Source organism: Streptomyces sp. NPDC012510 (assembly GCF_042955065.1).
Taxonomy (GTDB): Bacteria; Actinomycetota; Actinomycetes; order Streptomycetales; family Streptomycetaceae; genus Streptomyces.
Window position 1 is genome coordinate 191,142 of the sequence record NZ_JBIBEN010000008.1, and the last position, 25,327, is coordinate 216,468.

22 protein-coding genes are annotated in these 25,327 nt (G+C 69.6%); 11 read left to right on the forward strand and 11 right to left on the reverse strand.

What is annotated here, in order from left to right:
* Positions 1 to 173: 173 nt before the first annotated feature.
* The 7 genes from ACFY9I_RS17425 to ACFY9I_RS17455 form a co-directional block, all read right to left on the reverse strand.
* Positions 174 to 1,217, reverse strand: coding sequence for a galactose-1-epimerase (locus ACFY9I_RS17425; protein WP_391002422.1), 1,044 nt, complete (start codon positions 1,215 to 1,217; stop codon positions 174 to 176).
* Between the two features lie 82 nt (positions 1,218 to 1,299).
* A complete protein-coding gene (mmsB, locus tag ACFY9I_RS17430) occupies positions 1,300 to 2,541 on the reverse strand; it encodes a multiple monosaccharide ABC transporter permease (protein ID WP_391002423.1) in 1,242 nt (413 codons plus the stop codon).
* Positions 2,538 to 4,088, reverse strand: a complete 1,551-nt coding sequence (gene mmsA, locus ACFY9I_RS17435; RefSeq protein WP_391002424.1) for a multiple monosaccharide ABC transporter ATP-binding protein — start codon at positions 4,086 to 4,088, stop codon at positions 2,538 to 2,540. The genes mmsB and mmsA overlap by 4 nt, the downstream gene beginning before the upstream one ends.
* Before the next feature lie 42 nt (positions 4,089 to 4,130).
* Positions 4,131 to 5,243, reverse strand: coding sequence for a multiple monosaccharide ABC transporter substrate-binding protein (gene chvE, locus ACFY9I_RS17440; RefSeq protein ID WP_391002425.1), 1,113 nt, complete (start codon positions 5,241 to 5,243; stop codon positions 4,131 to 4,133).
* A 136-nt stretch (positions 5,244 to 5,379) separates the two neighbouring features.
* Positions 5,380 to 6,348 (reverse strand): hypothetical protein, encoded by a 969-nt coding sequence (locus tag ACFY9I_RS17445; RefSeq protein ID WP_391002427.1) that lies wholly within the window; start codon positions 6,346 to 6,348, stop codon positions 5,380 to 5,382.
* A 121-nt stretch (positions 6,349 to 6,469) separates the two neighbouring features.
* Entirely contained in the window at positions 6,470 to 7,474 is a 1,005-nt protein-coding gene (locus ACFY9I_RS17450) for an alcohol dehydrogenase catalytic domain-containing protein (RefSeq protein WP_391002429.1), read from the reverse strand.
* 31 nt (positions 7,475 to 7,505) lie between these two features.
* A complete protein-coding gene (locus ACFY9I_RS17455; protein ID WP_391002431.1) occupies positions 7,506 to 8,669 on the reverse strand; it encodes an enolase C-terminal domain-like protein in 1,164 nt (387 codons plus the stop codon).
* A 766-nt stretch (positions 8,670 to 9,435) separates the two neighbouring features.
* On the opposite strand from ACFY9I_RS17455, the gene ACFY9I_RS17460 reads away from it, so the two are divergent.
* The 6 genes from ACFY9I_RS17460 (at position 9,436) to ACFY9I_RS17485 (ending at position 16,540) form a co-directional block, all read left to right on the forward strand.
* The gene (locus ACFY9I_RS17460; protein ID WP_391002433.1) at positions 9,436 to 10,482 is read left to right on the forward strand and encodes a substrate-binding domain-containing protein; all 1,047 of its coding nucleotides are present in this window, start codon (positions 9,436 to 9,438) and stop codon (positions 10,480 to 10,482) included.
* A gap of 150 nt (positions 10,483 to 10,632) precedes the next feature.
* Entirely contained in the window at positions 10,633 to 11,634 is a 1,002-nt protein-coding gene (locus tag ACFY9I_RS17465) for a substrate-binding domain-containing protein (protein ID WP_391002435.1), read from the forward strand.
* A gap of 232 nt (positions 11,635 to 11,866) precedes the next feature.
* Positions 11,867 to 13,405 (forward strand): ATP-binding cassette domain-containing protein, encoded by a 1,539-nt coding sequence (locus tag ACFY9I_RS17470; RefSeq protein ID WP_391002437.1) that lies wholly within the window; start codon positions 11,867 to 11,869, stop codon positions 13,403 to 13,405.
* The gene (locus ACFY9I_RS17475; protein ID WP_391002439.1) at positions 13,402 to 14,511 is read left to right on the forward strand and encodes an ABC transporter permease; all 1,110 of its coding nucleotides are present in this window, start codon (positions 13,402 to 13,404) and stop codon (positions 14,509 to 14,511) included. Before ACFY9I_RS17470 ends, ACFY9I_RS17475 begins: the two co-directional genes overlap by 4 nt.
* Positions 14,508 to 15,539: a galactofuranose ABC transporter, permease protein YjfF gene (gene yjfF / locus ACFY9I_RS17480; RefSeq protein ID WP_391002441.1), complete on the forward strand. Its 1,032-nt coding sequence runs from the start codon at positions 14,508 to 14,510 to the stop codon at positions 15,537 to 15,539. The genes ACFY9I_RS17475 and yjfF overlap by 4 nt, the downstream gene beginning before the upstream one ends.
* 242 nt (positions 15,540 to 15,781) lie before the next feature.
* Complete coding sequence (locus ACFY9I_RS17485; RefSeq protein ID WP_391002443.1) at positions 15,782 to 16,540, forward strand: hypothetical protein; 759 nt, start codon at positions 15,782 to 15,784, stop codon at positions 16,538 to 16,540.
* A 211-nt stretch (positions 16,541 to 16,751) separates the two neighbouring features.
* Here the strand turns inward: ACFY9I_RS17485 and ACFY9I_RS17490 are convergent, their stop codons facing one another.
* Complete coding sequence (locus ACFY9I_RS17490) at positions 16,752 to 17,189, reverse strand: MarR family transcriptional regulator (protein WP_391002445.1); 438 nt, start codon at positions 17,187 to 17,189, stop codon at positions 16,752 to 16,754.
* Between the two features lie 143 nt (positions 17,190 to 17,332).
* Between ACFY9I_RS17490 and ACFY9I_RS17495 the strand changes: the two genes are divergently transcribed.
* Positions 17,333 to 18,355, forward strand: a complete 1,023-nt coding sequence (locus ACFY9I_RS17495; protein WP_391002447.1) for a zinc-binding dehydrogenase — start codon at positions 17,333 to 17,335, stop codon at positions 18,353 to 18,355.
* Positions 18,356 to 18,537: 182 nt separating this feature from the next.
* Here the strand turns inward: ACFY9I_RS17495 and ACFY9I_RS17500 are convergent, their stop codons facing one another.
* A complete protein-coding gene (locus ACFY9I_RS17500) occupies positions 18,538 to 19,797 on the reverse strand; it encodes a serine hydrolase (protein WP_391002449.1) in 1,260 nt (419 codons plus the stop codon).
* 123 nt (positions 19,798 to 19,920) lie between these two features.
* On the opposite strand from ACFY9I_RS17500, the gene ACFY9I_RS17505 reads away from it, so the two are divergent.
* The 4 genes from ACFY9I_RS17505 (at position 19,921) to ACFY9I_RS17520 (ending at position 23,140) form a co-directional block, all read left to right on the forward strand.
* On the forward strand, positions 19,921 to 20,214 hold the full coding sequence (locus tag ACFY9I_RS17505; RefSeq protein WP_391002451.1) for a hypothetical protein: 294 nt from the start codon (positions 19,921 to 19,923) through the stop codon (positions 20,212 to 20,214).
* Positions 20,215 to 20,422: 208 nt separating this feature from the next.
* The gene (locus tag ACFY9I_RS17510) at positions 20,423 to 21,001 is read left to right on the forward strand and encodes a WHG domain-containing protein (protein WP_391002452.1); all 579 of its coding nucleotides are present in this window, start codon (positions 20,423 to 20,425) and stop codon (positions 20,999 to 21,001) included.
* Between the two features lie 47 nt (positions 21,002 to 21,048).
* Complete coding sequence (locus tag ACFY9I_RS17515; protein ID WP_391002454.1) at positions 21,049 to 22,275, forward strand: GDSL-type esterase/lipase family protein; 1,227 nt, start codon at positions 21,049 to 21,051, stop codon at positions 22,273 to 22,275.
* Between the two features lie 10 nt (positions 22,276 to 22,285).
* Positions 22,286 to 23,140, forward strand: coding sequence for an EI24 domain-containing protein (locus tag ACFY9I_RS17520; RefSeq protein WP_391002456.1), 855 nt, complete (start codon positions 22,286 to 22,288; stop codon positions 23,138 to 23,140).
* A gap of 93 nt (positions 23,141 to 23,233) precedes the next feature.
* Here ACFY9I_RS17520 and ACFY9I_RS17525 read toward each other — a convergent pair whose 3' ends face one another.
* Positions 23,234 to 24,517, reverse strand: coding sequence for a pyroglutamyl peptidase (locus tag ACFY9I_RS17525; RefSeq protein WP_391002458.1), 1,284 nt, complete (start codon positions 24,515 to 24,517; stop codon positions 23,234 to 23,236).
* A 227-nt stretch (positions 24,518 to 24,744) separates the two neighbouring features.
* Entirely contained in the window at positions 24,745 to 25,326 is a 582-nt protein-coding gene (locus tag ACFY9I_RS17530; protein WP_391002460.1) for a TetR family transcriptional regulator, read from the reverse strand.
* Between the last annotated feature and the right edge of the window lies 1 nt (position 25,327).

A 25,327-nucleotide genomic window follows, 5' to 3' on the forward strand; every position in this document is an offset into this window, starting at 1 on the left:
CCCGAGCGGGGGAGCACGGACCGCCCCTACATACGAAGGCTCGGGTGGCGCTGTTCAACCACCGAGGATTTGGTCGGAACTTGTGAACCATCTGTGAAAAATCACCGTCAGGTGATCGTCAGACGGTCATCAGGCGGTCATCAGACGGTCATCAGACGGCCGTCGGACGGCCGTCATCCGAAGGAGTGGACCGTCGTCGAGCGGTACGTCTGCCCAGGTCGCAGCAGGGTCGACGGGTACGACGGCTTGTTCGGCGAGTCCGGGAAGTGCTGGGTCTCCAGGCACAGCGCGTCCCCCTGCCGGTAGATCTTCCCGGAGGGTCCGACGAGTGTGCCGTCGAGGAAGTTCCCGGAGTAGAACTGGAGCCCCGGCTCGGTCGTAGAGATCCTCATCGTGCGGCCGGACGCCGGGTCCGTGAGGGTGGCGGCCCACTCCGGGGCGGCCGTCCTGCCCTTGTCCAGCACCCAGTTGTGGTCGAACCCCTTGGCGTACAGCAGTTGCGGGTCGGCCTCCCGGAGGTCCGCGCCGACCGTCTTGGCCGTGCGGAAGTCGAAGGGGGTGCCCGCGACCTCGGCCGGCTCACCGGTGGGGATCAGGCCCGCGTCGACGGGGGTGAACCGGGAGGCGGCGAGCGTCAGTTCGTGGTCGGTGACCGTGCCGCTGCCCTCGCCCGCGAGGTTCCAGTAGACGTGGTTGGTGAGGTTGACGACGGTGGCCTTGTCGGTGGTGGCCTCGTAGTCGATACGCCACTCGCCCCGCTCGGTGAGGGTGTAGGTGACCTTCACGGCGAGCGTGCCGGGATAACCCATCTCACCGTCGACGCTGGTACGGCTCAGGTACAGGCCCACGTCCGTGCCGTCGGTGAACGGCTCCACGTCCCACACGACCTTGTCGAAGCCGTCCGTCCCGCCGTGCAGGCTGTTCTCCCCGTCGTTGACGGGGAGTTCGTACGTCTCGCCGTCCAGGGTGAAGCGGCCCGCGCCGATGCGGTTGCCGTACCGGCCGATCAGGGCGCCGAAGTAGGGCGAGCCGACGACGTAGTCCTCGACGGTGTCGAAGCCCAGGGAGACATTGGCGTAGCGGCCCTCGCGGTCCGGGATCTCCAGGGACTGCACGATCCCGCCGTACGACAGGACCTTCAGACGGGTGCCGCCGTTCTCCAGCGACCAGCGGTGGATCTCCGTCCCGTCGGCGAGCTTGCCGAAGAGTTCCTTCACGGGTCACGCCCCTCTTTCCTGTTGCATGGGACACATGGGAAAAGGGGCCCCGCCGCGTCGGCGAGGCCCCCTTCCGGTGCGGTCAGTTGCCGCCCTTGCGCTTGTTCCACACGTCGAAGCCGACGGCCGCCAGCAGGACCATGCCCTTGATGACCTGCTGCCAGTCGGTGCCGATGCCGACGAGGTTCATACCGTTGTTGAGGACACCGAGGACGAGACCACCGATGATCGCGCCGAGGACGGTGCCGACGCCGCCGCTCATCGACGCGCCGCCGATGAACGACGCCGCGATCGCCTCCAGCTCGAAGTTGAGACCGGCCTTCGGGGACGCCGCGTTGAAGCGGGCGGCGAAGACCAGACCGGCCAGGGCGGCCAGCATGCCCATGTTGAGGAAGATCAGGAAGGTGACCTTCTTGTCCTTCACACCGGACAGCTTGGCGGCCGGCAGGTTGCCGCCGATGGCGTAGATGTGGCGGCCGACGATGGCGTTGCGCATCACGTAACCGAAGCCCACCACCAGCACGCCGAGGATCAGCAGGACGATCGGGGCGCCCTTGTAGCTGGCGAGCAGCATGGTGACGGTGAGCAGGGCGGCGGAGATCGCGACGAGCTTGAGGACGAACAGGTTCATCGGCGGCACGTCGAGCGCGAACTCCTGCTGCCGGCGCCGGTCGCGGAACTCCTGGATCACCACGAACGCGATGACGGCGAAGCCCAGCAGCAGCGTCAGGTTGTGGTAGTTGGTCTCCGGGCCGACCTCGGGGAGGAACCCGTTGGCGACCTTCTGCAGACCCTCCGGGAACGGGCCGAGCGTCTGGCCCTTGAGGAAGATCTCGGTGAGACCGCGGAAGACGAGCATGCCCGCCAGCGTCACGATGAACGACGGTATGCCGAGATACGCGATGAAGAACCCCTGCGCGGCGCCCGCGGCGGCGCCCACGGCCAGACACAGCAGCACGGCCAGCGGCCACGCTATGTCGTTGTCGACCATGAAGACGGCGGCCATCGAGCCGATGAACGCGGTCAGCGAGCCGACGGACAGGTCGATGTGGCCCGCGATGATGACCAGCATCATGCCGATCGCGAGGATCAGGATGTAGCTGTTCTGCAGCACCAGGTTGGAGACGTTGCGCGGCAGCAGCAGGTCGCCGTCGGTCCACACGGCGAACAGCGCCACGATCAGGCCGAGGGCGATCAGCATGCCGTACTGCCGCATGTTGCGGCGCATGCCGTCCACCACCAGTTGGAGCAGGCCGCCGCCCGCCGTCCCGCTCTTGCCGGGCGGCGCGGGGGCCGGGCTCTTGGCGGTCACATCCGTGCTCATCGGGTTACCTCTTTGTCCTTCGTCATCTGACGCATCAGCGATTCCTGTGTGGCCTCGGCACGCGGGAACTCGCCTGTCAGCCGCCCTGCGGCCATCGTGTAGATGCGGTCGCACATCCCGAGCAGTTCCGGCAGCTCGGAGGAGATGAAGACGACCGCCTTGCCCTCGGCCGCCAGCTTGTCGATGACCGTGTAGATCTCGTACTTGGCACCGACGTCGATACCGCGCGTCGGCTCGTCCAGGATCAGCACATCGGGACCCGCGAAGATCCACTTGCTGAGGACGACCTTCTGCTGGTTGCCGCCGGAGAGCTTGCCGACCGGCTCGAAGACGGTCGGCGCCTTGATGTTCATGGACTTGCGGAAGCCTTCGGCGACCTGCCGCTCCTCGTGCTCGTCGACCACGCCGACCTTGGCGACCTTGCCCAGTGCGCTGAGCGAGATGTTCCGGTTGATGGTGTCGATGAGGTTGAGGCCGTAGTGCTTGCGGTCCTCGGTGACGTAGGCGATGCCGTTGTCGACCGCCTCGGGGACGGTCCTCGTACGGATCTCCTTGCCGTCCTTGAGGACGCTGCCGCCGCTGTAGCGGCCGTAGGTGCGGCCGAAGACGCTCATCGCCAGTTCGGTGCGGCCCGCGCCCATGAGGCCCGCGATGCCGACGATCTCGCCGCGGCGCACCTGGATGGACACGTTGTCGACGACCTTGCGCTGCTGGTCGATCGGGTGGTGCACGGTCCAGTTGCGGATCTCCAGGGCGGGCGAGGCACCCTGCTCGGGCTCGTGCGGGGTGCGCTCCGGGAAGCGGTGCTCCAGGTCGCGGCCGACCATGCCGCTGATGATCCGGTCCTCGGTGGTCTCCGCCGCCTTCACATCGAGGGTCTCGATGGTCTGGCCGTCGCGGATGATCGTCACCGAGTCGGCGACCTTGCGGATCTCGTTCAGCTTGTGGGAGATGATGATCGAGGTGATGCCCTGCTTCTTCAGCTCAAGGATGAGATCCAGGAGCTTGCCGCTGTCCTCGTCGTTCAGGGCGGCCGTCGGCTCGTCCAGGATGAGGAGCTTCACCTTCTTCGAGAGCGCCTTGGCGATCTCGACGAGCTGCTGCTTGCCCACGCCGATGTCGGCGACGCGGGTGTCCGGGTGGTCGGAGAGCCCGACCCGGCGCAGCAGCTCGGTGGCGTGCCGCAGGGTTTCCCGCCAGTCGATGAACCCGCCCTTGGCGTGCTCGTTGCCGAGGAAGATGTTCTCCGCGAGGGAGAGGTACGGCGACAGCGCCAGCTCCTGGTGGATGATGACGATGCCGCGCTGCTCGCTGGCTCTGATGTCCTTGAACTCGCAGGGCTCACCCTCGAAGAGGATGTCGCCCTCGTAGCTGCCGTGCGGGTGGACGCCGGAGAGGACCTTCATGAGGGTCGACTTGCCGGCGCCGTTCTCACCGCAGATGGCATGGACCTCGCCCTGTTGGACGGTCAGTGTGACGTCCGACAGCGCTTTGACGCCGGGAAAGGTCTTGACGATCGAGCGCATTTCCAGGACGGGTCCCGCCATGGTCGTGCCTTCCAATCAGTGGTCGGTCAGGGGATCCGTCGACTAGTTGAGGTCGCTCTCCTTGATGTAGCCGGAGTCGACGACGGTCTCCTTGTAGTTGGACTTGTCGACGCTGACCGGCTCCAGCAGGTAGGCGGGGACGACCTTCGAGCCGTTGTCGTAGGTCTTGGTGTCGTTGACCTCGGGCTTCTTGTCCTTCAGGAGCGCGTCGACCATGTTCGAGGCGACCTTGGCCAGCTCACGGGTGTCCTTGTAGACGGTCATCGACTGCTCGTCGGCGATGATCGACTTCACCGAGGCGACCTCGGCGTCCTGACCGGTGACGATCGGCAGCGGCTTGCTCTTGGAGCCGTAGTCGTCCGACTTCAGCGCCGACAGGATACCGATGGAGATGCCGTCGTACGGGGAGAGGACGGCGTCCACGCGGTCCCTCTTGTACGCCGAGGTCAGGATGTCGTCCATGCGCTTCTGGGCGGTGCCGCCGTCCCAGCGCAGGGTGGTGACCTGGTTGAGCTCGGTCTGGCCGGACTTGACGACGAGCTGCTTCTTGTCGATGTAGGGCTGCAGGACGTTCATGGCGCCCTGGAAGAAGTAGCGGGTGTTGTTGTCGTCGTTGGAGCCGGCGAACAGCTCGACGTTGAAGGGGCCCTTCTTGGAGCCGTCCTTCAGGCCGAGCTTCTCGACGATGTAGCCGCCCTGCAGCTCGCCGACCTTCTCGTTGTCGAAGGAGGCGTAGTAGTCGACGTTCTTCGTGCCGAGGATCAGGCGGTCGTAGGAGATGACCGGGATGTTCGCGTCGGCGGCCTGCTGGAGTACGTTGTTCATCGACTTGTTGTCGATCGCCGCGACGATGAGCGCCTTCACACCCTGGGTGATCAGGTTCTCGATCTGGCCGACCTGCTGGTCGGGGTCGTCCTCGCCGTAGACCAGCTTGGTCTTGTAGCCCAGCTTCTCGAGGTTGGTCACGACGTTGTTGCCGTCGGCGATCCAGCGCTCGGAGGACTTGGTGGGCATCGCGATACCGATGGTGGCACCCTCGGTGCTGCCACCCTTCTCCTCGCTGCCGCCCTGGCCGCTCTGGCCACAGGCGGTCAGGGTGAGGGCGAGGGAGGCGGCGGAGGCTATGGCGGCGAGTGCGGCTCGGCGAGTGCGCATGATCATCATCCTTGGATGTCTTGAAGATCTGAACGTTCTGGCCGGGACGGCACTTCATGAGCCGAAGGAAGCCAGAGTAGATGTGGGGGATTCTGTGTGACTGCGTCGTGTTCTGTGAAGACAGTTGTCCGACTCGTTATGCAGGATTTCCGAATCGCTTCAGTTCACCCGGCAGTCGCGAGCCGAGCGGCGCCATGTCGCCGTCCGCCCCGTGTCGTGCGAGCAGGTCCAGAGCCAGCCGCCCGCGACGCACGCGTTCCTTGGCGGTGGACAGGGTGAGGTCCCGCATGTGGTTCCCGTAGGGGTATATCCCAGGGGTCTTGGACAGGCCGAACTTCAGGTAGAGCGGCGCGCCGCGCCGGATCAGCTCGGCGACCTCGTACATCCGGATATAGCCACCGAGGTCGTCGGGGGCCTCGATGTACATGTCCATGGGAGCGCCGGAGACCCGGCGGATCTCGGTGAGGTGGTCGAGGGTGAGATCGCTCGGCACGTTGATCGAGTCACCGCCGAGGTTCTCGTACACGGCGTACGCGGTCGGGTTGACCGGGCCGATCAGCGCCGACACCTTGAAGGTCGTGTCGGCGGGCAGGATCCCGGCGACACGGGCCCGGTGCAGCGTCCACAGCACACCCTCGTCGGCGATGAGCAGGCACTTCACGCCCAGCTCGGTCGCGCGGACGGCGTCCTCCACACAGCCGGCGACCGCGTCGTGGCCCCGGGCCCTGAGGCCGCCGCCCTTGGAGTCGGTACGGGTGGAGCCGCCGATGTCCCAGGTGCCGCGCGGGCCGGTGAACAGGCAGAGCTCGATGTCGCGCTCGGCCGTCGCCTCCACCATCTCGGTGATCTCGGCGTCGGTGAGCATCCAGATGCCGCTGCCCTGGCTGATCCGGTGGATCGGCACATCGAGGCGAGAGGACTCCTTGAGGACCACGGCGAGCGCCTCGGGCCCCTCGACGGAGGGCACCTCGGTGCGCCAGCGGCCACCGCCCGGGAAGGTGTGCGGGGAGGCGTCGGCAGGATCGAGGGCGGGCGCGCCCACGCCGAGCGCGGCAAGCGCCTGCTCGCCGGGCCGACGCGGCGACGAAGCGGTGGTGTCGGTCACTGGTTGTCCTTCACATTCGAAATTTCGGACGAGGTTCGCGGCTCTGGGTACGACAAGATTGTGGGTGTACGCCGGTACGGAGTCGTCAGGTACCCCGTACCGGCGTACGGCTAGGGGTGTGTCATGGCCGCAGCAGGACCTTTCCGACCGTCGGGTCGCCGGACCCCACCAGCTCGATGGCCTGCGGGAACTCCTCCAGCGGAAGCTCGTGCGTGACGAGTGGCAGCGGATCGAGGAGCCCGGCTCCGAAGACCCGCACCGTGTGCGCCCAGGCGTCCGGCGCCGCGCCGAACACCGTGTGCACCTCCAGCTGGCGTACGACGAGATCCGTCGGGTCGAGCCCGTCCGCGCCCGGCGCCGGGATGCCCGTGAGGACCAGCCGGCCACCGCGCCGCAGCAGGGCGGCGGCGGTGCGCGCCGCGTCCGCGGAACCGGCGGTCTCGATGACGACGTCGAAGTCGCCCGGGAGCTCCTGGTCCTTGGTCAGGAACTCCGTGGCGCCGAACCGCTTGGACAGCTCGGCCCGGTCCGGACGGGTGCCCACCACGAGCAGCTCGGCCGGTGAGGCCGCCTTCAAGAACTGAACGGCGAACATGCCGAGCGTCCCGGTGCCCACGACCGCGACCCGCTCACCTGGAACGGCCCTCGCCTTGAGCGCGGCGGCCGCGATGCACGCGGCCGGCTCCAGCAGCGCCGCCGCCGTCAGATCCGCGTCGTCCGGGAGAACGTGCAGCAGACGGGCGGGGAGCGTCAGCGTGGTGGCCATGGCGCCCGGCTGGGTGAAGCCGGTCTCCTCGTACCCCGCCGTGCACAGCGTGGTCTCGCCCGCGTGGCAGCGGTCGCACACCTGGCAGTTGCGGAATCCCTCACCAACTACCTTGCGACCTACGAGACTTGAAGGAACACCGTCCCCGACCGCGGTCACCGTCCCGGACCACTCGTGGCCCGGGGTGAGGGGGTAACGGACGTACCCCTCGGGCCGGTTGCCCTGGAAGACCTCACGGTCGCTGCCGCAGATCCCCGAGGCGTGCACCCGGACCAGGGCCTCGCCGGCCTCCGGCTGCCGAGGCTCGTGCGGCACCAGCCGGTGCTCGCCCGGAGCCTCGATCACCACGGCGGTGCTCACTGGTCCCCCCGGGTGCCGGGGCGGCGGGCCCTCACTGGGCGCCCTTGGGCTTGCGCTGCTCCCAGCCCTCGGCCCACAGGTCGAAGCGGGCCTGCTGCTGCGGGAACTCCGCCGCCGCGTCCACGTCCAACTCGACACCGAGACCGGGCTCGTGGGAGAGGTGGAAGCAGCCGTCCTCGGGGTTCACCTGGGGCGCGCCCTTGATGACCTTCTTGATGTCCGCGTCCGCGAAGTCGTTGAAGTGCTCGAGGATCTTGAAGTTGGGGGCGGTGAAACCGACCTGCAGCGAGGCGGCGGTCAGCACCGGCCCGCCCACGTTGTGCGGGGCGACCAGCATGTAGTGGGTCTCGGCGGTGGCGGCGAGCTTGCGGGTCTCCCAGATGCCGCCGATGTGGCCGACGTCGGGCTGGATGATGTCGACGGCCTGGCTCTCGAAGAGCTCGCGGAACTCGATGCGGTCGTGGATGCGCTCACCGGTGGCGACCGGCATGTCGACCTTGGCGGCGACCTTCTCCAGCGCCTTCAGGTTCTCCGGCGGCACCGGCTCCTCCAGCCACGCGGGCTTGAAGGGCGCCAGGTCCTTGGCGAGACGGACGGCGGTGGAGGGCGAGAACCGGCCGTGCATCTCCAGCATCAGCTCGGCGTCCGGCCCGATGGCGTCGCGTACGGCCTCGATCAGCGAGACGGCGTACAGGCTCTGCTGGTGGTCCAGCTCGAAGTGGCCGGTGCCGAAGGGGTCGATCTTGAGAGCCCGGTACCCGCGCTCCATGACGCCCCGCGCCGCCTTGTGGTACGCCTCGGGCGTGCGCTCGGTGGTGTACCAGCCGTTGGCGTACGCCTTGACCTTGTCGGTGACCTTGCCGCCGAGCAGCTGCCAGACGGGGACGCCGAGGGCCTTGCCCTTGATGTCCCAGCAGGCCATCTCGATGACGGCGATGCCGGACATCACGATCTCGCCGGCCCGGCCGTAGTCGCCGTACTTCATCCGCTTGACGAGATCCTCGACAGCGAAGGGGTCGGAGCCGAGAATGTGGTTGGTCTTCGCCTCGTGCAGATAGCCGAGCAGTGCGTCGGTGTGGCCCAGCATGCGGGTCTCGCCGACTCCGGTGAGTCCCTCGTCGGTGTGCACCTGCACGTAGGTCAGGTTCCGCCACGGCGTTCCTACTACGTGTGTGCTGATTCCCGTGATGCGCACGGTACTCCCTGTCCTCTTCGAGTCTGGCCGTTCGATATTTCGTCAGGCGTTCGAAATGCTGGTCGCGACAGTAAGGACGACCCGGTCGGGGTGTCAATGGGTCGAACGGCCAACGGTTTCGGGTCGATGGTCGGAATGGTGGCAAATGGGCTGGAATCTCCCGTCCTCGGATCCGGAAAAACGGCGCTCGTTGTGCGCGTGATGATTCCGATGTTGGTCCTGTCCACAGCGGGTGCCGGCCTGTTCCGGCGCGTCGGACGGTCCTCCGGGAGGTGGGTTCCGACCGATCTTTTCCGGCCATGGTGGCATGGGGCGGGCCGTGGCCGGTTTGAACGCCCCGAACGCTCCGAACTGCTGAAACGCGGCCCTGGCGGGCGGATTCGCCCTTGTGGCGCCCCGGTTCACGGTCGTGGGACCGTCCGCGTCGGCGGGTTCGGGCCAAGGAGCGCTTCCCGGCCGGGAGACGCGCGGAAACCGGCCGCCGCCGCGACGCTCGGCCACCGGCGCGTTATTCAACCGTGACGACCGACCTTGCGCAGCCCTCTTGACCGCCATGAATTGTTAGCGCTCACAATGACCTCCGCAGTCACCATTCGACGCCCAACGGCATCCAAGGAGGTACGAGCGTCGTGCCCGAACCGCGTGAACTCGCCTTCCCGCCCGGTGCCCTGGGGCGTACCGGAACCCCGGCGTGAAGCCGGCCGAGCGGATCCGTCCGCCCGCAGTACAGGTCTTATCGGCAGACGACCGCCAAGGAGGTGCGGCCGTGACCCACTCGCAGTTGCGGCCGCCCACCATGGCCGACGTGGCACGCCAGGCCGGTGTGTCCCACCAGACCGTCTCCCGCGTACTGGGTGATCACCCCAATGTGCGGGACGCGACCCGGGCCAAGGTGCTGCGGGCGATCGAGGAGATGGGCTACCGCCGCAACTTCTCCGCACGGGCCCTCGCCACCAGGCGCACCCGGACCCTGGGCGTGGTCGCCTCCAACACCACGCTCTACGGCCCGGCCAGTACCCTCTTCGCGCTGGAGGAGGCGGCCCGCGCCCAGGGGTACCTCGTCTCGACGGTCAGTGTGCGTGAGCTGACGGTCGAGGCCCTCTCCGAGGCACTGGACCGCCTCAGTGAGGGCGGGGTGGAGGGAGTGATCGCCCTCGCCCCGCAGCGCTCGGCCGTGCGGGCCCTCGCCGAACTCCGCCACCCCTTCCCGGTGGTGGCCGTCGGCACCGGGTCCGGCGCCGAGATCCCCAGCGTGAACGTGGACCAGCACCTGGGCGCGCGGCTGGCCACCGGCCATCTGCTCGCCGCCGGCCACCGCAAGGTCTGGCACCTCGCCGGACCCGAGGACTGGCAGGAGGCGCTGGACCGCACCGTAGGGTGGCGTGAGACTCTCGAAGAGGCAGGCGTCGAACCGCCGCTGCCCCTTCGGGGGGACTGGAGTCCGCTGTCGGGCTACCGGGCCGGCCAGGAACTGGCGGGCTGGGTGGGCCGGGGCCTGACCGCCGTCTTCGTCGCCAACGACCAGATGGCACTGGGGGTGTTGCGGGCCCTGCGCGAGGCGGGCATGCGCACTCCGCAGGACGTGGCGGTGGTGGGCTTCGACGACATCCCGGAGTCGGAGTTCTTCGCCCCACCGCTCACCACCGTCCGGCAGGACTTCGCGACGGTGGGCCAGCGGAGCATCGCCCTGCTGCTGGACCTCATCGAGGGGCGGGCTCCGTCCGGCACCTCCACGGTCGCGATCGAGCCCCAACTGGTCGTCCGCGCCAGTACGTTCCCGTACATCCCCCAACCGGGCACCCCGCCCGGCTGACGCCCCCCACGCACGCTCCCCCCATGCACACCCATATGGCCGACATCTCGAACAATGATCGACAGGCTGGACGCACCGCGGCCGGTCCCATCGAGTGACAACCGAGTACCAGGGGCCCATCCCCGGACCGGCTCTTCAAAGGAGAAGAACATGCTCAACAGAAGAAACTTCCTCACCGCGGCGGTCGGCGTGGCGGCGGCGGGCACCCTGGCGGCCTGCGCCAAGGAGGACGGCACCTCCACCGGTACCTCCTCCGGCGGCAGCAAGACGATCACCCTCGGCTTCTCCCAGGTCGGCTCCGAGAGCGGCTGGCGCAGCGCCAACACCGACTCGGTGAAGTCGGCCGCCAAGGAGGCGGGCTACAAGCTCCAGTTCTCCGACGCGCAGCAGAAGCAGGAGAACCAGATCTCCGCGATCCGCAGCTACATCCAGCAGAAGGTGGACGTCATCGCCTTCTCCCCGGTGGTCGTCACCGGCTGGGACGCCATCCTCAAGGAGGCCAAGGCCGCGAAGATCCCGGTCGTCCTGACCGACCGCTCCGTCGAGAGCGACGAGTCCCTCTTCGTCACCCTGGTCGGCTCCGACTTCACGGACGAGGGCCGCCGCGCCGCCAAGATCCTGGAGAAGGTCCTGGAGAAGGCCGGCCACAAGGGCAAGGTGAAGATCGCCCAGCTGGAGGGCACCACCGGTGCCGCCCCCGCGATCGAGCGTGCCAAGGGCTTCAAGGAGGTCATGGACGCCGAGCACAAGGACGACTGGGAGATCGTCGTCAGCCAGACCGGTGACTTCACCCGCGCCGGCGGCAAGCAGGTCATGGCGGCCTTCCTGCAGTCCAACCCGGACATCAACGTCCTCTACGCGCACAACGACGACATGGGCCTCGGCGCCATCCAGGCCATCGAGGCGGCCGGCAAGAAGCCCGGCAAGGACATCCTGATCGTCACGGTCGACGGCGTGAAGGACGGCTTCATAGCGATGTCCGAAGGCAAGATCAACGCCATCGTCGAGTGCAACCCGCTGCTCGGCCCCCAGCTGATGGACGTCGTGAAGAAGGTCCACGCGGGCGAGAAGGTCGAGCGCTGGATCAAGACCGAGGAGAGCGACTTCATGCAGGACCAGGCCAAGGACGCGCTCCCCACCCGCAAGTACTGACCGACCGCACCCACCGGCAGGGCCTCCGGCCGACCGAATCTCGGTCGGCCGGGCCCTGTGGGCCCGCAGCGGCTCGTGCAAGAGGAGCGCTGCTGTGACTCCGCCCCACGTGGGGGCTTCCAGCCGAAAGGCTGCGGTCCAGCCCGAACCGACCCCTTGCGGGGCGTAATCAAGCTAATACGGAATGAATTCCATACCGGCAAAGCCGGTGATCCCCTCACTAGGGAGAGGTATGGCAGAGCCGCGGCCCGTCCTGGAGATGACGGGCATAGTCAAGGAGTTTCCGGGGGTACGGGCTCTGTCGGGCGTCGACTTCCGGCTCTTCCCCGGCGAGATCCACGCCCTCATGGGCGAGAACGGCGCGGGGAAGTCCACGCTGATCAAGGTGCTGACCGGGGTTCACTCCCTGGACGGCGGCACCGTCACCCTCGACGGCAAGACCGTGCACATCGACAGCCCGCTGCAGGCGCAGCAGGCCGGCATCAGCACCGTCTACCAGGAGGTCAACCTCTGCCCCAACCTGTCGGTGGCGGAGAACATCTTCATCGGACGCGAGCCCACGCGCGGGGGCCGCATCCAGTGGAAGCGGATGCGCAAGGAGGCCGCGGAGCTGGTCGACCGGCTCGGCCTCGACATCGACGTGACCGCGCCCCTGTCCTCGTACCCGCTGGCCGTGCAGCAACTGGTCGCGATCGTACGGTCGGTGGGCACCGGCGACAGTGACGGCTCGGGCTCCGGCACCAAGGTGCTGGTCCTGGACGAGCCCACGTCCAGCCTCGACCGCGACGAGGTGCTCGAACTGTTCCGCCTGATGCGGCGGCTGCGGGACGAGGGCGTCGCGATCCTCTTCGTGTCGCACTTCCTCGACCAGATCTACGAGATCTGCGACCGCATGACCGTGCTGCGCAACGGCACCCTGGTCGGCGAGCACATGGTCAGCGACCTCGACCAGGTCGGGCTGATCGAGCTGATGATCGGCAAGGCCCTGGACCAGCTGGAGGAGCTGCACGAGCACCAGCTGCGCGCCGACGTCGGCGAGACCTTGGTGCAGGCCGAGGGCCTGGGCCGCACCGGCGGCATCGCCCCCTTCGACCTGGAGATCAAGAAGGGCGAGGTGATCGGCCTCGCCGGACTCCTCGGCTCGGGCCGCACCGAACTGGCCCGGCTGCTCTTCGGCGCCGACCAGCCCGACAGCGGCAAGCTCACCATCGGCGGCAAGCAGGTCTCGATGAGCGCCCCCAACGACGCCATCGGCGCCGGGGTGGCGTTCTGCTCGGAGAACCGCAAGACCGAGGGCCTCGTCCCCGATCTGACGGTGCGGGAGAACATCATCCTCGCCCTCCAGGCGGCCCGTGGCTGGACCCGGCCCATCCCGGCCGCCCAGCGCGACGAACTCGTCGCCAAGTACATCAAGGCGCTGGACATCCGCCCCGCCAACCCCGAGGCCAGGGTGGGCCAGTTGAGCGGCGGCAACCAGCAGAAGGTGCTGCTCGCCCGCTGGCTGATCACCCAGCCGCAGCTGCTGATCCTCGACGAACCCACGCGCGGCATCGACATCGGCGCCAAGGCCGAGATCCAGAAGCTCGTGGTGTCCCTCTCCGAGGACGGCATGGCCGTGCTCTACATCGCGGCCGAGCTGGAGGAGGTCCTCCGCCTCAGCCACACCATCGGTGTGCTGCGCGACCGCAAGCTGGTCGCGCGTCTCACCAACGGGCCGGAGATCACCACCAGCAAGATCCTGGAGACCATCGCGAGCGGAGAACACCAGTGAGCACCCCATCCGCGGCCACGACAGCCACGACCTCCCGATGGCGAGCGCTGACGCACCACCACCTGTTCTGGCCCGTCGCGGTCCTGATCGCCCTGCTGCTCGTCAACGTCCCCTTCACCCCCGACTTCTTCGCGATCAAGATGACGGACGGCCACCTCTACGGCAGCCTCGTCTCGATCGTGCTGTTCGGCTCGCCCCTGATCCTGGTGGCGGTCGGCATGACCCTGGTCATCGCCACCGGCGGCATCGACCTCTCCGTCGGCGCGGTGGTCGCCATCACCGGCGCCCTCACCTGCTCGTACATCAGTGACCAGGCGGACCAGAACGCCCTGTCCGGAGTGTTCCTGGCCATAGGCATCGGTCTGGTGGCGGCGGTCCTCTGCGGTCTGTGGAACGGTTTCCTGGTCGCCCGCATGGGCATCCAGCCGATCATCGCGACCCTGATCATCATGGTCGCCGGACGCGGCGTCGCCCAGCTGATCACCGACGGCCAGATCATCACCATCAACAGCGAGCCGTACAACCTGATCGGCGGCGGCTACTGGCTGACCCTGCCCTTCTCCATCTTCGTGGTGGCCGCGGTCGTGGCCGTCACGGTGGCCCTGACCCGCCGTACGGCGCTCGGCCTGCTCGTGGAGTCCGTCGGCGGGAACGCCGAGGCCAGCCGGCTGGTCGGCATCCGGTCCCGCCGCATCAAGATCATGGTCTATATGTTCTGCGCCCTGTGCGCGGGCATCGCGGGCCTGATGATCAGCTCCAACACCTCGGCCGCGGACGGCAACAACGCCGGTCTGTGGATCGAGCTGGACGCGATCCTCGCGGTCGTCATCGGCGGCACCTCGCTGCTCGGCGGCCGGTTCTCGATCGGCGGCACGGTGGTCGGCGCCCTCGTCATCCAGACCCTGACCACCACGATCTACACCATCGGCGTGCCCACGCAGACCAACCTGGTCTTCAAGGCCGTCGTCGTCATCGTCGTCTGCCTGCTGCAGTCCCCGAAGTTCCGGGCCAAGGTCTTCGGCGCCAAGGGACGCGGACCGGCCGCCACCCCGGCCCCGGCCACTCCCGCCGCCGACGCCGCCCCGAAGATGGAGGTGTCGCGATGAGCGCGACCACCAAGACCCCCACGGTGCCGGAAGGCCGTACGGTGTCCCAGACGTCCGCGGTCACCCGCCTGCTCGGCGACCGGCGGCTGCCGGTCCTGGTCACGGCCGCCCTGTTCCTGGCCATGTACATCACGGGTCTCAGCCGGTACCAGAACTACGGGTTCGGCGAACCGCAGGTGTTCCTCAACCTGTTCATCGACAACGGCTATCTGCTGGTCGCCGCCGTCGGTGCCACCTTCGTCATCATGTCCGGCGGCATCGACCTGTCCGTGGGCTCGGTGATCGGTTTCACCACCATGTTCACGGCCTGGATGGTGGAGCGTCAGGGCCTGCCACTGTTGCTGGTCATCCCGCTCGCCCTCGGGGTGGGCGCGTTCGGCGGCTTCCTGATGGGCTATGTGATCCACAACTTCGAGATCCAGCCGTTCATCGTGACCCTGGCGGGCCTCTTCCTCTTCCGGGGCCTGTGCCTGGTCATCAGCAAGGAGTCCATCTCCATCAGCGACTCCTCGGTGAGCAGCCTGGCCCAGGCCCAGGCGCAACTGGGATTCGGCTTCCTGTCGATCGGCGCCATCGTGGCCCTGGTCGTCCTCGCCGTCGCCTTCTACGTGCTCCACTACACGCGCTTCGGCCGCCGGGTGTACGCCATTGGCGGCAACGAGCAGTCGGCGCTGCTGATGGGGCTTCCGCTGGGCGGCACGAAGATCGCCGTGTACACGGTGAGCGGCTTCTGCTCGGCCCTGGCCGGCCTGCTGTTCATGCTGTACATCCAGTCCGGCGACCCGCTGCACGCCGTCGGAATGGAGCTTGACGCGATCGCCGCGGTCGTCATCGGCGGCACGCTGCTGACGGGCGGTTCCGGTTACGTCCTGGGCACCCTGTTCGGCGTCCTCGTGCTGGGCCTGATCAAGAGCATCATCCAGTTCGAGGGCACGCTCAGCTCCTGGTGGACGAAGATCGCCACCGGTGTGCTGCTCTGCGCGTTCATCCTGATCCAGCGCGCCATGACGGCACGTAAGAAGAGCTGACCCGACGAGCCGACCCGACGAGTACGCCCCCGGACCGAGACACGGTCCCTGCCACCCCACGCGGTCCGTCGCGCACCCCCCGTGCGACGGACCGCGCGGCATTGCGGGTACCGTCACCGGAGGATCGCGGCGAATGGTCGGGCTTGACCTCAACTGGGCAAACCGGAAAGGCAAGTTCCGCACACAACCTTCACAGGAGCCTCTAGGAACGCTCCCCGTGCGGAACTTAGTCTTCCCGCGTCATGGACTACTGCCACCCGTGCCGACGGCACCTCAACGGCGCCCTCGCCTGCCCGGGCTGCGGCACCCCCGTCGAAGAGCTACGCGCGTACGCGGACGACGTCGATCCGCGTCCGGAGGACGTCGAGGAGACCACGGCCGCGCCCGAGGCCGACCTCGGTCCCCGCGCGTCGCGCCGCCGGGCCGCCCGTGAGGGGCACGGCGAGGGGCACGGTGAGGGGCGAGGCGGGGGGACACGTTCCAGCCGCCGCGACCGCAAGGCGGCCAGCCACCGGCGTCGCCGCAAGCGCGTCCTGCTGATCGGCTCCGGCCTGTTGCTGGCCGCCGGCGCGCTCAGCCTGGCGGAGCTGGGCATGGAGGCCCCCGGCTCGGGCCCCGCGTCCACCGCGGCGGACGACGCGCCCGCGGGCGGCTCCTCGGCCTCCCCCGACGGCGGCGCGGACGAGCGGGACGGCGAGAGCGGAACCTCCGACGAGAAGGACTCCACCTCCACCTCCGCCTCCCCCTCGGCCTCCCCGTCCGCCTCCGAGTCGGAGAAGGACGACAAGGACAAGGACAAGGACGAGGGCAAGGACGAGGAGGACAAGAAGGAGCGCGAAGGCCAGTCCGCCACCTCCGGCACCCGCCCCGGCGCCTCCCCTTCGCCCCCGGCCGCCACCGACCCGGCCCCCGAGCCCACCGACGACCCGCCCGCCGACGACCCGACCCCGAAGCCGGAACCGTCGGAGACGTGCGAGAAGTTCCTGTGGTGGTGCGCGTAGGGCCGTTGCGCGCGTAGGCACCGGCCCTGCACCGAGCCTCTCGCCGGCCGGCCCTGCGCCGCGCCTCCCGCCGGTCGGCACCGTTCCTCTCGCCGGTCGGCGTCGCGCCGGAGCTTCCCGCCGGCCAGCCCTGCGTCGCGCCGAGCCTCCCGCCGTCGGCGCCGTGTCTCTCGCCGGCCGCGGCCCTGCGCCGCTCTCGGCCGGCCGGCCGTCACGCCTCCAGCATCCGCCGCAGCAGATCCCGCAGCGACTCCCGCTCGGCCGCGCTCAGCGCCGCCAACGGCTCCCGGGCGAAGCCCAGGGAGTCCCGCAGGCCGCGGGCCACCTCGCGGCCCTCGTCCGTCGCCGCCGCCAGCTTCACGCGGCGGTCGTTGGGGTCGGGGCGCCGCTCGACCAGCCCCCGTGCCTCCAGCCGGTCCACGATCCCGGTGACGTTCGACGGCTCGCACCGCAGTTTCTGGGCGAGACGACGCATGGGAAGCGGTTCGAGGGACAGGAGACCGAGGAGGCGGGCCTGGGAGCCGGTGAGCGTGTGCTCGGCGGCGGCGTCCTCGTACTCCTCGTGGTAGCGGGCCACGACCGTGCCGATGAGTTCGATGACCTCCATGGTCAGCGGGTCGATGCGGGGGGTCGTCCTCTGTGCGGCCATGCGCTCCAGGCTACCTCGTTACTTGACAGCATGAAATATTCAGGAGCATGGTTGTTTCAGGTAATGAAGTAACCGCCTGGTATGTATCCGACCGCAACGCGGTACACGACCACCCGTACCACCGCACACGCAGGAAGGCCCCCATGTCCGACACCCCCGCCCTCCCCGCCACGACCCGTGAATGGCACCTCCTCAGCCGCCCCGTCGGCTGGCCCAAGGACGAGGACTTCGCCCTGGTCGAGGCGGAGATCCGGCAGCCCGGCACGGGTGAGGTCCTGGTTCGGAACAAGTACCTCTCCGTGGACCCGTACATGCGTGGCCGCATGAGCGCCGCCAAGTCGTACGTCGCCCCCTTCGAGCTGGGCAAGGCCATGCAGGGTGGTGCCGTCGGCGAGGTCGTCGCCTCCGGGTCCGAGGGCATCGCCGTCGGCGACCACGTGCTGCACTTCGGCGGCTGGCGCGAGTACGCCACGTTCGACGCCAAGCAGGCCGTCAAGGTCGACCCCGACGCCGCGCCCCTCTCCACCTACCTCGGCGTCCTCGGTATGACCGGCCTCACCGCCTACGCCGGCCTCCTGCGCACCGCCTCCTTCAAGGAGGGCGACTCCGTCTTCGTCTCCGGCGCCGCCGGTGCCGTCGGCGGCCAGGTCGGCCAGATCGCAAAGCTCAAGGGCGCCTCGCGGGTCATCGGCTCCGCCGGTTCCGACGACAAGGTCAAGCTCCTCGTCGAGGAGTACGGCTTCGACGCGGCCTTCAACTACAAGAACGGCCCCGTCGCCGAGCAGCTGCGCGAGGCCGCGCCCGACGGGATCGACGTCTACTTCGACAACGTGGGCGGCGACCACCTGGAGGCCGCCATCGGCTCCCTCAACGTGCACGGCCGTATCGCCATCTGCGGCATGATCTCCGTCTACAACAACACCGAGCCCGCCCCCGGCCCCAAGAACCTGGCCCGTCTCATCCAGACCCGCGGCCGTATCGAGGGCCTCCTCGTCGGCGACCACTACGACCTCCAGCCCCAGTTCGTCCAGGAGGTCGGCCCCTGGGTCGCCTCGGGCGCCCTCAAGTACCGCGAGACCGTCGTCGAGGGCATCGAGAACAACCTGGAGGCCTTCCTCGGCGTCCTGCGCGGCGACAACACGGGCAAGATGATCGTCAAGCTCTGAGTCCGTCCCCGTGACGGACAGCCGCTCACGGTCGTTGCACATGACGGAGTCCGCACCCCTGGACGTGGGGTGCGGACTCCGCTGTGTGCGGGCGGCCGAATGCCACGGCCGTGTGGTCGTATGCCACGGTGGTGTGGCCGTACGCCACGGCGGTGTGGCCGTACGCGACGGCGGTGTGGCCGTCAGAGCGCCAGTGCCGCGCTGTGCACCGCCCGCACGAACCCCTCGTTCTCCGGTGCCGCCCCGCCCGGAAAGGCCGTGCGGCGGCGGGTGTAGCCGTATGCCAGGCCGGCGCGGGGGTCGGCGAAGGCCTGGGAGCCGCCGGCACCGCTGTGGCCGAAGGTACCGGCACCGAGGAAGGGGTACAGGTTCTCGGCGGTGGCCTGGAAGCCGAGGCCGAACGCCCTGGGGGCGCGGGCCACGAGGTCGTGGCCGAGGGAGTGGATCTGGCCGAACTCGCCGATGGTGTCGGGCTTGAGGAGCGGCGGACGACCGTCCACCCCGCTGATGGCAGCCGCGTACATCCTGGCGAGGCCACGCGCGGAACCGACCCCGCCCGCCGACGACTGCCCGTTCGCGCGCACGATCCGGGCGTTGGGGAAGTCCGTCAGCTCGCCGGGTTCGGGCACCTGCTCGTTGAACGCGATCGACGTCAGCGTGTGCGGGCCACGCGGTACGGCGTCCAGCTCGGCCTGCTGCGCGGGCGTCGGGGTCATCGGCAGGACGGTGCGGAAGCGGGGCTCGTGCTCGGCCGGCAGCCCCAGGAAGAAGTCGAGGCCGTACGGGACCCGCACCCGCTCCTCGTACACCTCCTGAATCGTGCGGCCCGTCGCCCGCCGGACCACCTCGCCGGTGAGTGCCCCGATGGTGAGGGCGTGGTAGCCGAAGGCGGCGCCCGGACGCCAGAACGGGCGCTGGACGGCGAGGCGTTCGGCGATCACGCGGTCGTCCGCCAGCTCCTCCAGGGTGAAACCGGCGTCGGTGCCGATGAGTCCCGCCCGGTGCGAGATCAGCTCCCGCAGGGTCACCGATCCCTTTCCCTCGGCTGCGAACTCCGGCCAGTAGTGGGCGACCGCGCGGTCCAGCTCCAGCACACCGTCCTGGACGAGGAGCGCGACGACGAGATGGGCGGCGCCCTTGGTGGAGGAGAACACGCCGTGCAGCGTGTCCCCGCCGGTCGGGCCCTCCGCCTGCGGACACGCCCACAGATCGACGACCCGGCGCCCGTGCGCGTACGCGGTCAACTGCCCCTCGTAGTCGGCCCGTTCGTCGGCCACGAACGCGGCGAACGCCTCGCGCACCGCCTGGAAGCCATCGGCCACCGTCCCGTGGACGACGGCCGCGGTGCCGTGGGCGTCCGTGCGGTGTGCGTCCGTCCCGTGGGTATCCGTCCCGTGGGTATCCGTCCCGTGGACGGTGGTCTCCCGTGTCTGCTGCGTCATCGCGCTCCCGTCTGCATCGACCGAACGAGGTCAGGACACCATCAGCAACGCCCGCCCCACCAGTGGGAATTCCCCCTTCGGATTCGGGGCCCGCTGCACTTCGACGCCCACTTCCAGAACATCGTGACCGACGGCCGGCGCCTCTACTTCACCGACCACGGCCTCTCCTTCTCCTCCCGCTTCGACCTGTCCCCGGGGGAGAAGGCGTTCTTCGACCGCCACCGCCCCTACGACCGCTGCGACGCCCTCAACCACCTGGTGAGCTGGCTGGTCGCCGACCTGTACGACTGCGGACCGGACAAGCGCGAGGAACGCGCGACCCGGATACGCGCGTACGCCCGGGGCGAGCGCCCCACGGACATCCCCGGCACCGCCGCGGCGCTGATCACCCGGGCCACGCCCCGCTGGCCACGGTGATGGGGGACCTCTTCCGCCGCCTCAGCCACGAGAGCAGGCGGACGCCGTATCCCGAGGACGAGCCGAGCCGACTCGATCTCCCCCAGACCTGAGGATCCCGATCCCCACCAGACCTGAGGATCCCGATCCCCACCAGGCCTAAAGATGAGTGGGGGTGCCTGGAGGATTCAGGCCCGCATAATCGACACCATCGAACGGAAGGGCGGTCATGGCACGCGTAGGGCTCACCCCGGAACGCCTGGCCCAGGCGGGCGCGGAGCTGGCCGACGAGATCGGCTTCGACGCGGTGACCGTCTCGGAGGTCGCCCGGCGCTTCGACGTCAAGGTCGCGAGCCTGTACTCCCATGTGCGCAACTCCCAGGACCTGAAGACCCGGATCGCCCTGCTCGCCCTGGAGGAACTGGCCGACCGGGGCGCCACCGCGCTCGCCGGCCGGGCCGGCAAGGACGCGCTGACGGCCCTGGCGAACGTGCACCGCGACTACGCCCGGGAACACCCCGGCCGCGCGGTCGCCGCCCGGATGAGACTCGATCCGCGGACGGCCGCCGCCAGTGCCGGTGTCAGACACGCGCGGATGACGAGGGCGATCCTGCGCGGCTACGACCTCACCGAACCGGACCAGACCCACGCGGTCCGCCTCCTGGGCAGCGTCTTCCACGGCTACGTCGACCTGGAGTCGGCGGGTGGCTTCAGCCACAGCGCCCCCGACTCCCAGGAGAGCTGGGAGCGGATCCTCGACGCCCTCGACGCCCTGCTGCGCAACTGGCCGACCACTCCACCCCGCTGAACGCCGACCGGCCCGTCACCCACCCCCACCGATCGTCAGGTTGAGCCATGCCCCAGAAGAAGCCCGCGCGGAACCACGACCGGATCACCACCCCCCTCACCGCCGACCTCGTGCGCGGCGCCCTGGAGCTGGAGCACACCGAGCACGGCGTACTGCCCCACCGGCTGCCCGCCCGTGCCCGCGCCCAGTGCACCGATCCGCAGCTCGCCGTGGTGGAGTCGCAGTCCTCCGGCGTACGGCTGGTCTTCCGCACCCGGGCCACCGCCGTCGAACTCGACACCCTGCGCACCAAGCGGACCTACGTGGGCGCCCCGCCGCGTCCCGACGGCCTGTACGACCTCGTCGTCGACGGCCGCCTGACGGACCGGGCGAGCGTGCCGAACGGCAACACCGTGACCATCGACATGGTGGCCGGAACGGCGGAGCACCGCGCGGGCCCGCCCGGCACCGTCACCTTCACGGACCTCCCCGGCGACCTCAAGACGGTGGAGATCTGGCTCCCGCACAACGAGACCACCGAACTCATCGCCCTGCGCACGGACGCCCCGGTCGAGCCGGACCAGGACCGCAACCGTCGGGTGTGGCTGCACCACGGCAGCTCGATCAGCCACGGCTCCGACGCCGCCGGCCCCACCGGGATCTGGCCCGCCGTCGCCGCCTCCCTCGGCGGCGTCGAACTGATCAACCTGGGCTTCGGCGGCAGCGCCCTCCTCGACCCCTTCACCGCCCGCGCCATGCGTGACACCCCCGCCGACCTGATCAGCGTCAAGATCGGTATCAACCTGGTCAACCACGACGTGATGCGGATGCGTGCCTTCACCCCGGCCGTCCACGGCTTCCTCGACACGATTCGCGAGGGCCATCCGACCACGCCTCTCCTGGTCGTCTCCCCGATCCTCTGTCCCATCCAGGAGGACACCCCCGGTCCCTGCGCCCCGGACATCGCCGGGATCGCCGAAGGCCGCCTGCGCTTCCGGGCGATGGGCGACCCGGAGGACCCCACCCCCGGCAAACTGACCCTCCGTGTCATCCGCGACGAGCTCTCCCGCATCGTCGCCCAACGCGCCGAGGACGATCCCCACCTCCACCACCTGGACGGCCTCGCCCTCTACGGCGAGCCCGAGGCCACCACCCTCCCGCTCCCGGACGACCTCCACCCGGACGCCGAGACCCACCGCCACATCGGAGAACGCTTCGCGGAGCTGGCCTTCGCACCGGGCGGTGCCTTCGCTCCCACCGAAGCCCCCGGGGACAGTGCCGACCGCGCTGGGTAAAGTGCGCCCCATGCGCGATCTAGGGGTGGGTTTCCAGTACCTCGTCCGTGGCCAACGCTGGGTGGCCCGACACGGCAAGCAATACGGCTTCGGCCTGATCCCCGGCCTGATCACCCTCGTCCTCTACATAGCCGCACTCGTGGCCCTGGCCCTCTGGGGCCCGGACTTCGTCACCTGGGCCACCCCGTTCGCGGAAGACTGGTCCAGCCCCTGGCCCGGCCTCTTCCGCGGCTTCCTCACCGCCGTACTGTTCGCCCTGGCCCTCGCCCTCGCGGTCATCACCTTCACCGCCGTGACCCTCCTCATCGGCCAGCCCTTCTACGAGAACCTCTCGGAGAAGGTCGACCGGGACGTCTCACCCGACGGCACCGCACCGGAGTCAGACCTGCCGTTGCCGCGGGAGCTGTGGATCTCGGCCCGCGACAGCCTTCGCGTCCTCGTACGGGCGCTGATGTGGGCCGTGCTGCTCTTCGCGCTCGGCTTCGTCCCGTTCCTCGGCCAGACGGTCGTCCCGGTGATCGGTTTCTTCGTCACCGGCTTCTTCCTCACCGAGGAACTGACCGCGGTGGCCCTCCAGCGCCGGGGTGTCGAACTCCGCGACCGCCTCCGCCTCCTGCGCTCCCGTAAGACGCTGATCTGGGGCTTCGGCACCCCGCTGGCCCTCGCCTTCCTGGTGCCGGTTGTCGCCGTGTTCCTGATGCCGGGAGCGGTGGCGGGCGCCACCCTGATGGCCCGCGACCTGCGCGGCGAGGAGACGGCCGGCGAGGACGACCCGAACCACGGCCCCCACGCCGGCCACCCGAACCAGGGCCCCCACGCCGGCCACCCGAACCCCATGTTCCGCAAGCCCGGGGCCGGTTCGTGAACCGGATCCCCGGTTCACGGTCTTCCGACTGATCGGCGGCCCGCCTCGCCGGTGTCGGCGTGGGCGTCGCCGCCGTCCCGGCCGGCCCCGGCGTCAGCCCCTTGTGCGCCCGGTCCCGACGAACGCGGCCTCGGCGGCCACCCGTACGATCTCGCGCACCTGGGCCACGATGTCCAGCCGGTTCCGTACGAAGCCGGGGTCGGTCACGGCCCCGGTCGCCGGGTCGGTGTTGCCCGGCCCGAACTGCAGCACCGGCGTGTGCACATGTCCGCCCGGCAGGGAGGCGCCGAGCCCCAGCCGGTCACGCAGGAGCGTCGCCCGGTAGGCGATCTCGTTGGAGAGGTAGTCGCCGCCGCCTCCGGCCCGCGCCGTCGAGCCCGGGGTCGGTCCGTCCGGTCGTACGACCGCCGTCGTGCCGCCCGCCGGGATCTCGGTCACGCCGGTGTTGTCGTACACCGGGAAGCGGCCCGTATTCGCGGCGGCGACGTCCGCGTACTGCAGGGTCGTGGACGTCCACTGGGGCTGGGTGGCCGGGTCGGTCACCGGGATGGTCCCGGTGCGGCCGACGTTGTCGTTGTCGGCGAAGCCGCCACGCCAGGCCCCGTTGGTCCGCTCGATGTCGAACCGGCCCACCCGGCCCTGGCTGACGGTCGCGAAGAGGTCCACGTGGGGCAGTCGCCGCCGCAGCGTGCGCTCGACCGTGCCGTCGGCGAAGTCCTGCCAGCGGACCGGGAAGACTGCGGTCTCGACCCGTGCCGGCCCGTCGGCGGTCCGGATCACCGTCCCGTCCAGGGCGAGTGCCGTGGCCCCGGACGGGTTGGAGATCCGCACGTCCCGGTCCAGCGTGAACGGATCGAACCCGGTGACGAGGATCCGCTTCACGCCCTTCCCGCGGCCGGGGTACCGAAGGGAGTCCTGGCCACGCGACGACCGCTCCAACTGGCCGAGCAGAGCTGCCCTCCGACGGTCACTCAGCTCGAACCCCGGCTCCCACTCCCGCACCTCCCGCGTCATCCCCAACCGCGCCCAGTACAGCGGCCGGTCGTCGTCCCGGCTCAGGTCGCCGCCCTCCGGGCCCCGCCCCTGCGCCCGGTCCACCGCCCGCTCCCACAGCCGCGCCCCCTGCCGTAGGACGACCCGCTCGGCCTGCTCGTACGACCGCGCCCCGTCCAGCGCCCGCTCGAACTCCGGTGCCACGGTGGCGAATCCCGAGCGCCGCAGGATCTCCTGGGGGACGGCCCGGTCGAGCCGCTGCTCCTCGACCGTGGGGGCGGGCGTCGAAGACGCCGTGGCCGCCGGGTCGAGGGTCGAGGCGGCGGCCGGGGCGGGGACGCCGAGCCCCGTCAGCAGGGCGACCAGTCCGACCGCTGCCCGCATCCGGGGCCTGCCGAGCCGCCCTCCTACGGACGCCGCTGGTCGATAAGTCAGTAAGGAAGTCAAGGGAGTCGGGCCCTTCCGTCGCTGTCGTGCTGTGGGGTCTCGCACCGGACGGCGGCAGTATCGCGTGACGGAAGGGACGCACGCCATGCCCCCCGGCACGGGCAGCCCGCCGGCGAGCGCCTCGTGCTGGCGGCGGCGCGCGGTGTCTCCCGATGGGGGGACCCTCAGTCCACGTCCTCGCCCAGCAGGGTCAGGAAGTCCCGGAAGGCGCCCGGCATGTCCACGGCCGCCGGATCCAGCAGCCACTGGTACTGCAGCCCGTCCATCACGGCCACCAGCAGCGGCGCCGCCCGCTCGGGCGTGAGCCCGCCCGGCAGTCGGTCCCCGTACGCGGCGCGCAGGGTCGCCGCCATGGACGCGCGCACCCGGCCGTAGCGCTCGGTGAAGTAGCCGCCCGCCGGATGCCCCTCGGTGACGCTCTCACCGAGCAGCGCCGAGAAGGTCTGGATGATGCCGGGCCGCATCGCGTTGTACTCCACCAGCGAGGCGAGCAGATCGACGCGCCACTCGGTGACCGGCACCGCGTCCCACTGGTCGCGCTCCTCCAGCACGGCGACCAGCAGCGCCTCCTTCGTCGGGAAGTGGTGCAGCAGCCCCTGCTGGGTGAGTCCGACCCGCTCGGCGACCGCCGCCAGGCTCGCCCCCCGGTAACCGCGCTCGGCGATCACCTCCAGAGCGGCCCGGACGATCTCCGCGCGCCGCTCCACACTCCTGGCCCTGGCGTTCATGGCGCCACCGTACGACATC

What these genes read in the sequence shown, in the direction of transcription:
- mmsB (WP_391002423.1), bottom strand. Translation starts at nt 2,541, where the DNA reads ATGAGCACGGATGTGACCGCCAAGAGCCCGGCCCCCGCGCCGCCCGGC.
- mmsA (WP_391002424.1), bottom strand. Translation starts at nt 4,088, where the DNA reads ATGGCGGGACCCGTCCTGGAAATGCGCTCGATCGTCAAGACCTTTCCC.
- chvE (WP_391002425.1), bottom strand. Translation starts at nt 5,243, where the DNA reads ATGCGCACTCGCCGAGCCGCACTCGCCGCCATAGCCTCCGCCGCCTCC.
- ACFY9I_RS17465 (WP_391002435.1), top strand. Translation starts at nt 10,633, where the DNA reads ATGCTCAACAGAAGAAACTTCCTCACCGCGGCGGTCGGCGTGGCGGCG.
- ACFY9I_RS17470 (WP_391002437.1), top strand. Translation starts at nt 11,867, where the DNA reads ATGGCAGAGCCGCGGCCCGTCCTGGAGATGACGGGCATAGTCAAGGAG.
- yjfF (WP_391002441.1), top strand. Translation starts at nt 14,508, where the DNA reads ATGAGCGCGACCACCAAGACCCCCACGGTGCCGGAAGGCCGTACGGTG.
- ACFY9I_RS17485 (WP_391002443.1), top strand. Translation starts at nt 15,782, where the DNA reads ATGGACTACTGCCACCCGTGCCGACGGCACCTCAACGGCGCCCTCGCC.
- ACFY9I_RS17490 (WP_391002445.1), bottom strand. Translation starts at nt 17,189, where the DNA reads ATGGCCGCACAGAGGACGACCCCCCGCATCGACCCGCTGACCATGGAG.
- ACFY9I_RS17495 (WP_391002447.1), top strand. Translation starts at nt 17,333, where the DNA reads ATGTCCGACACCCCCGCCCTCCCCGCCACGACCCGTGAATGGCACCTC.
- ACFY9I_RS17500 (WP_391002449.1), bottom strand. Translation starts at nt 19,797, where the DNA reads ATGACGCAGCAGACACGGGAGACCACCGTCCACGGGACGGATACCCAC.
- ACFY9I_RS17510 (WP_391002452.1), top strand. Translation starts at nt 20,423, where the DNA reads ATGGCACGCGTAGGGCTCACCCCGGAACGCCTGGCCCAGGCGGGCGCG.
- ACFY9I_RS17515 (WP_391002454.1), top strand. Translation starts at nt 21,049, where the DNA reads ATGCCCCAGAAGAAGCCCGCGCGGAACCACGACCGGATCACCACCCCC.
- ACFY9I_RS17520 (WP_391002456.1), top strand. Translation starts at nt 22,286, where the DNA reads ATGCGCGATCTAGGGGTGGGTTTCCAGTACCTCGTCCGTGGCCAACGC.
- ACFY9I_RS17525 (WP_391002458.1), bottom strand. Translation starts at nt 24,517, where the DNA reads ATGCGGGCAGCGGTCGGACTGGTCGCCCTGCTGACGGGGCTCGGCGTC.
- ACFY9I_RS17530 (WP_391002460.1), bottom strand. Translation starts at nt 25,326, where the DNA reads ATGTCGTACGGTGGCGCCATGAACGCCAGGGCCAGGAGTGTGGAGCGG.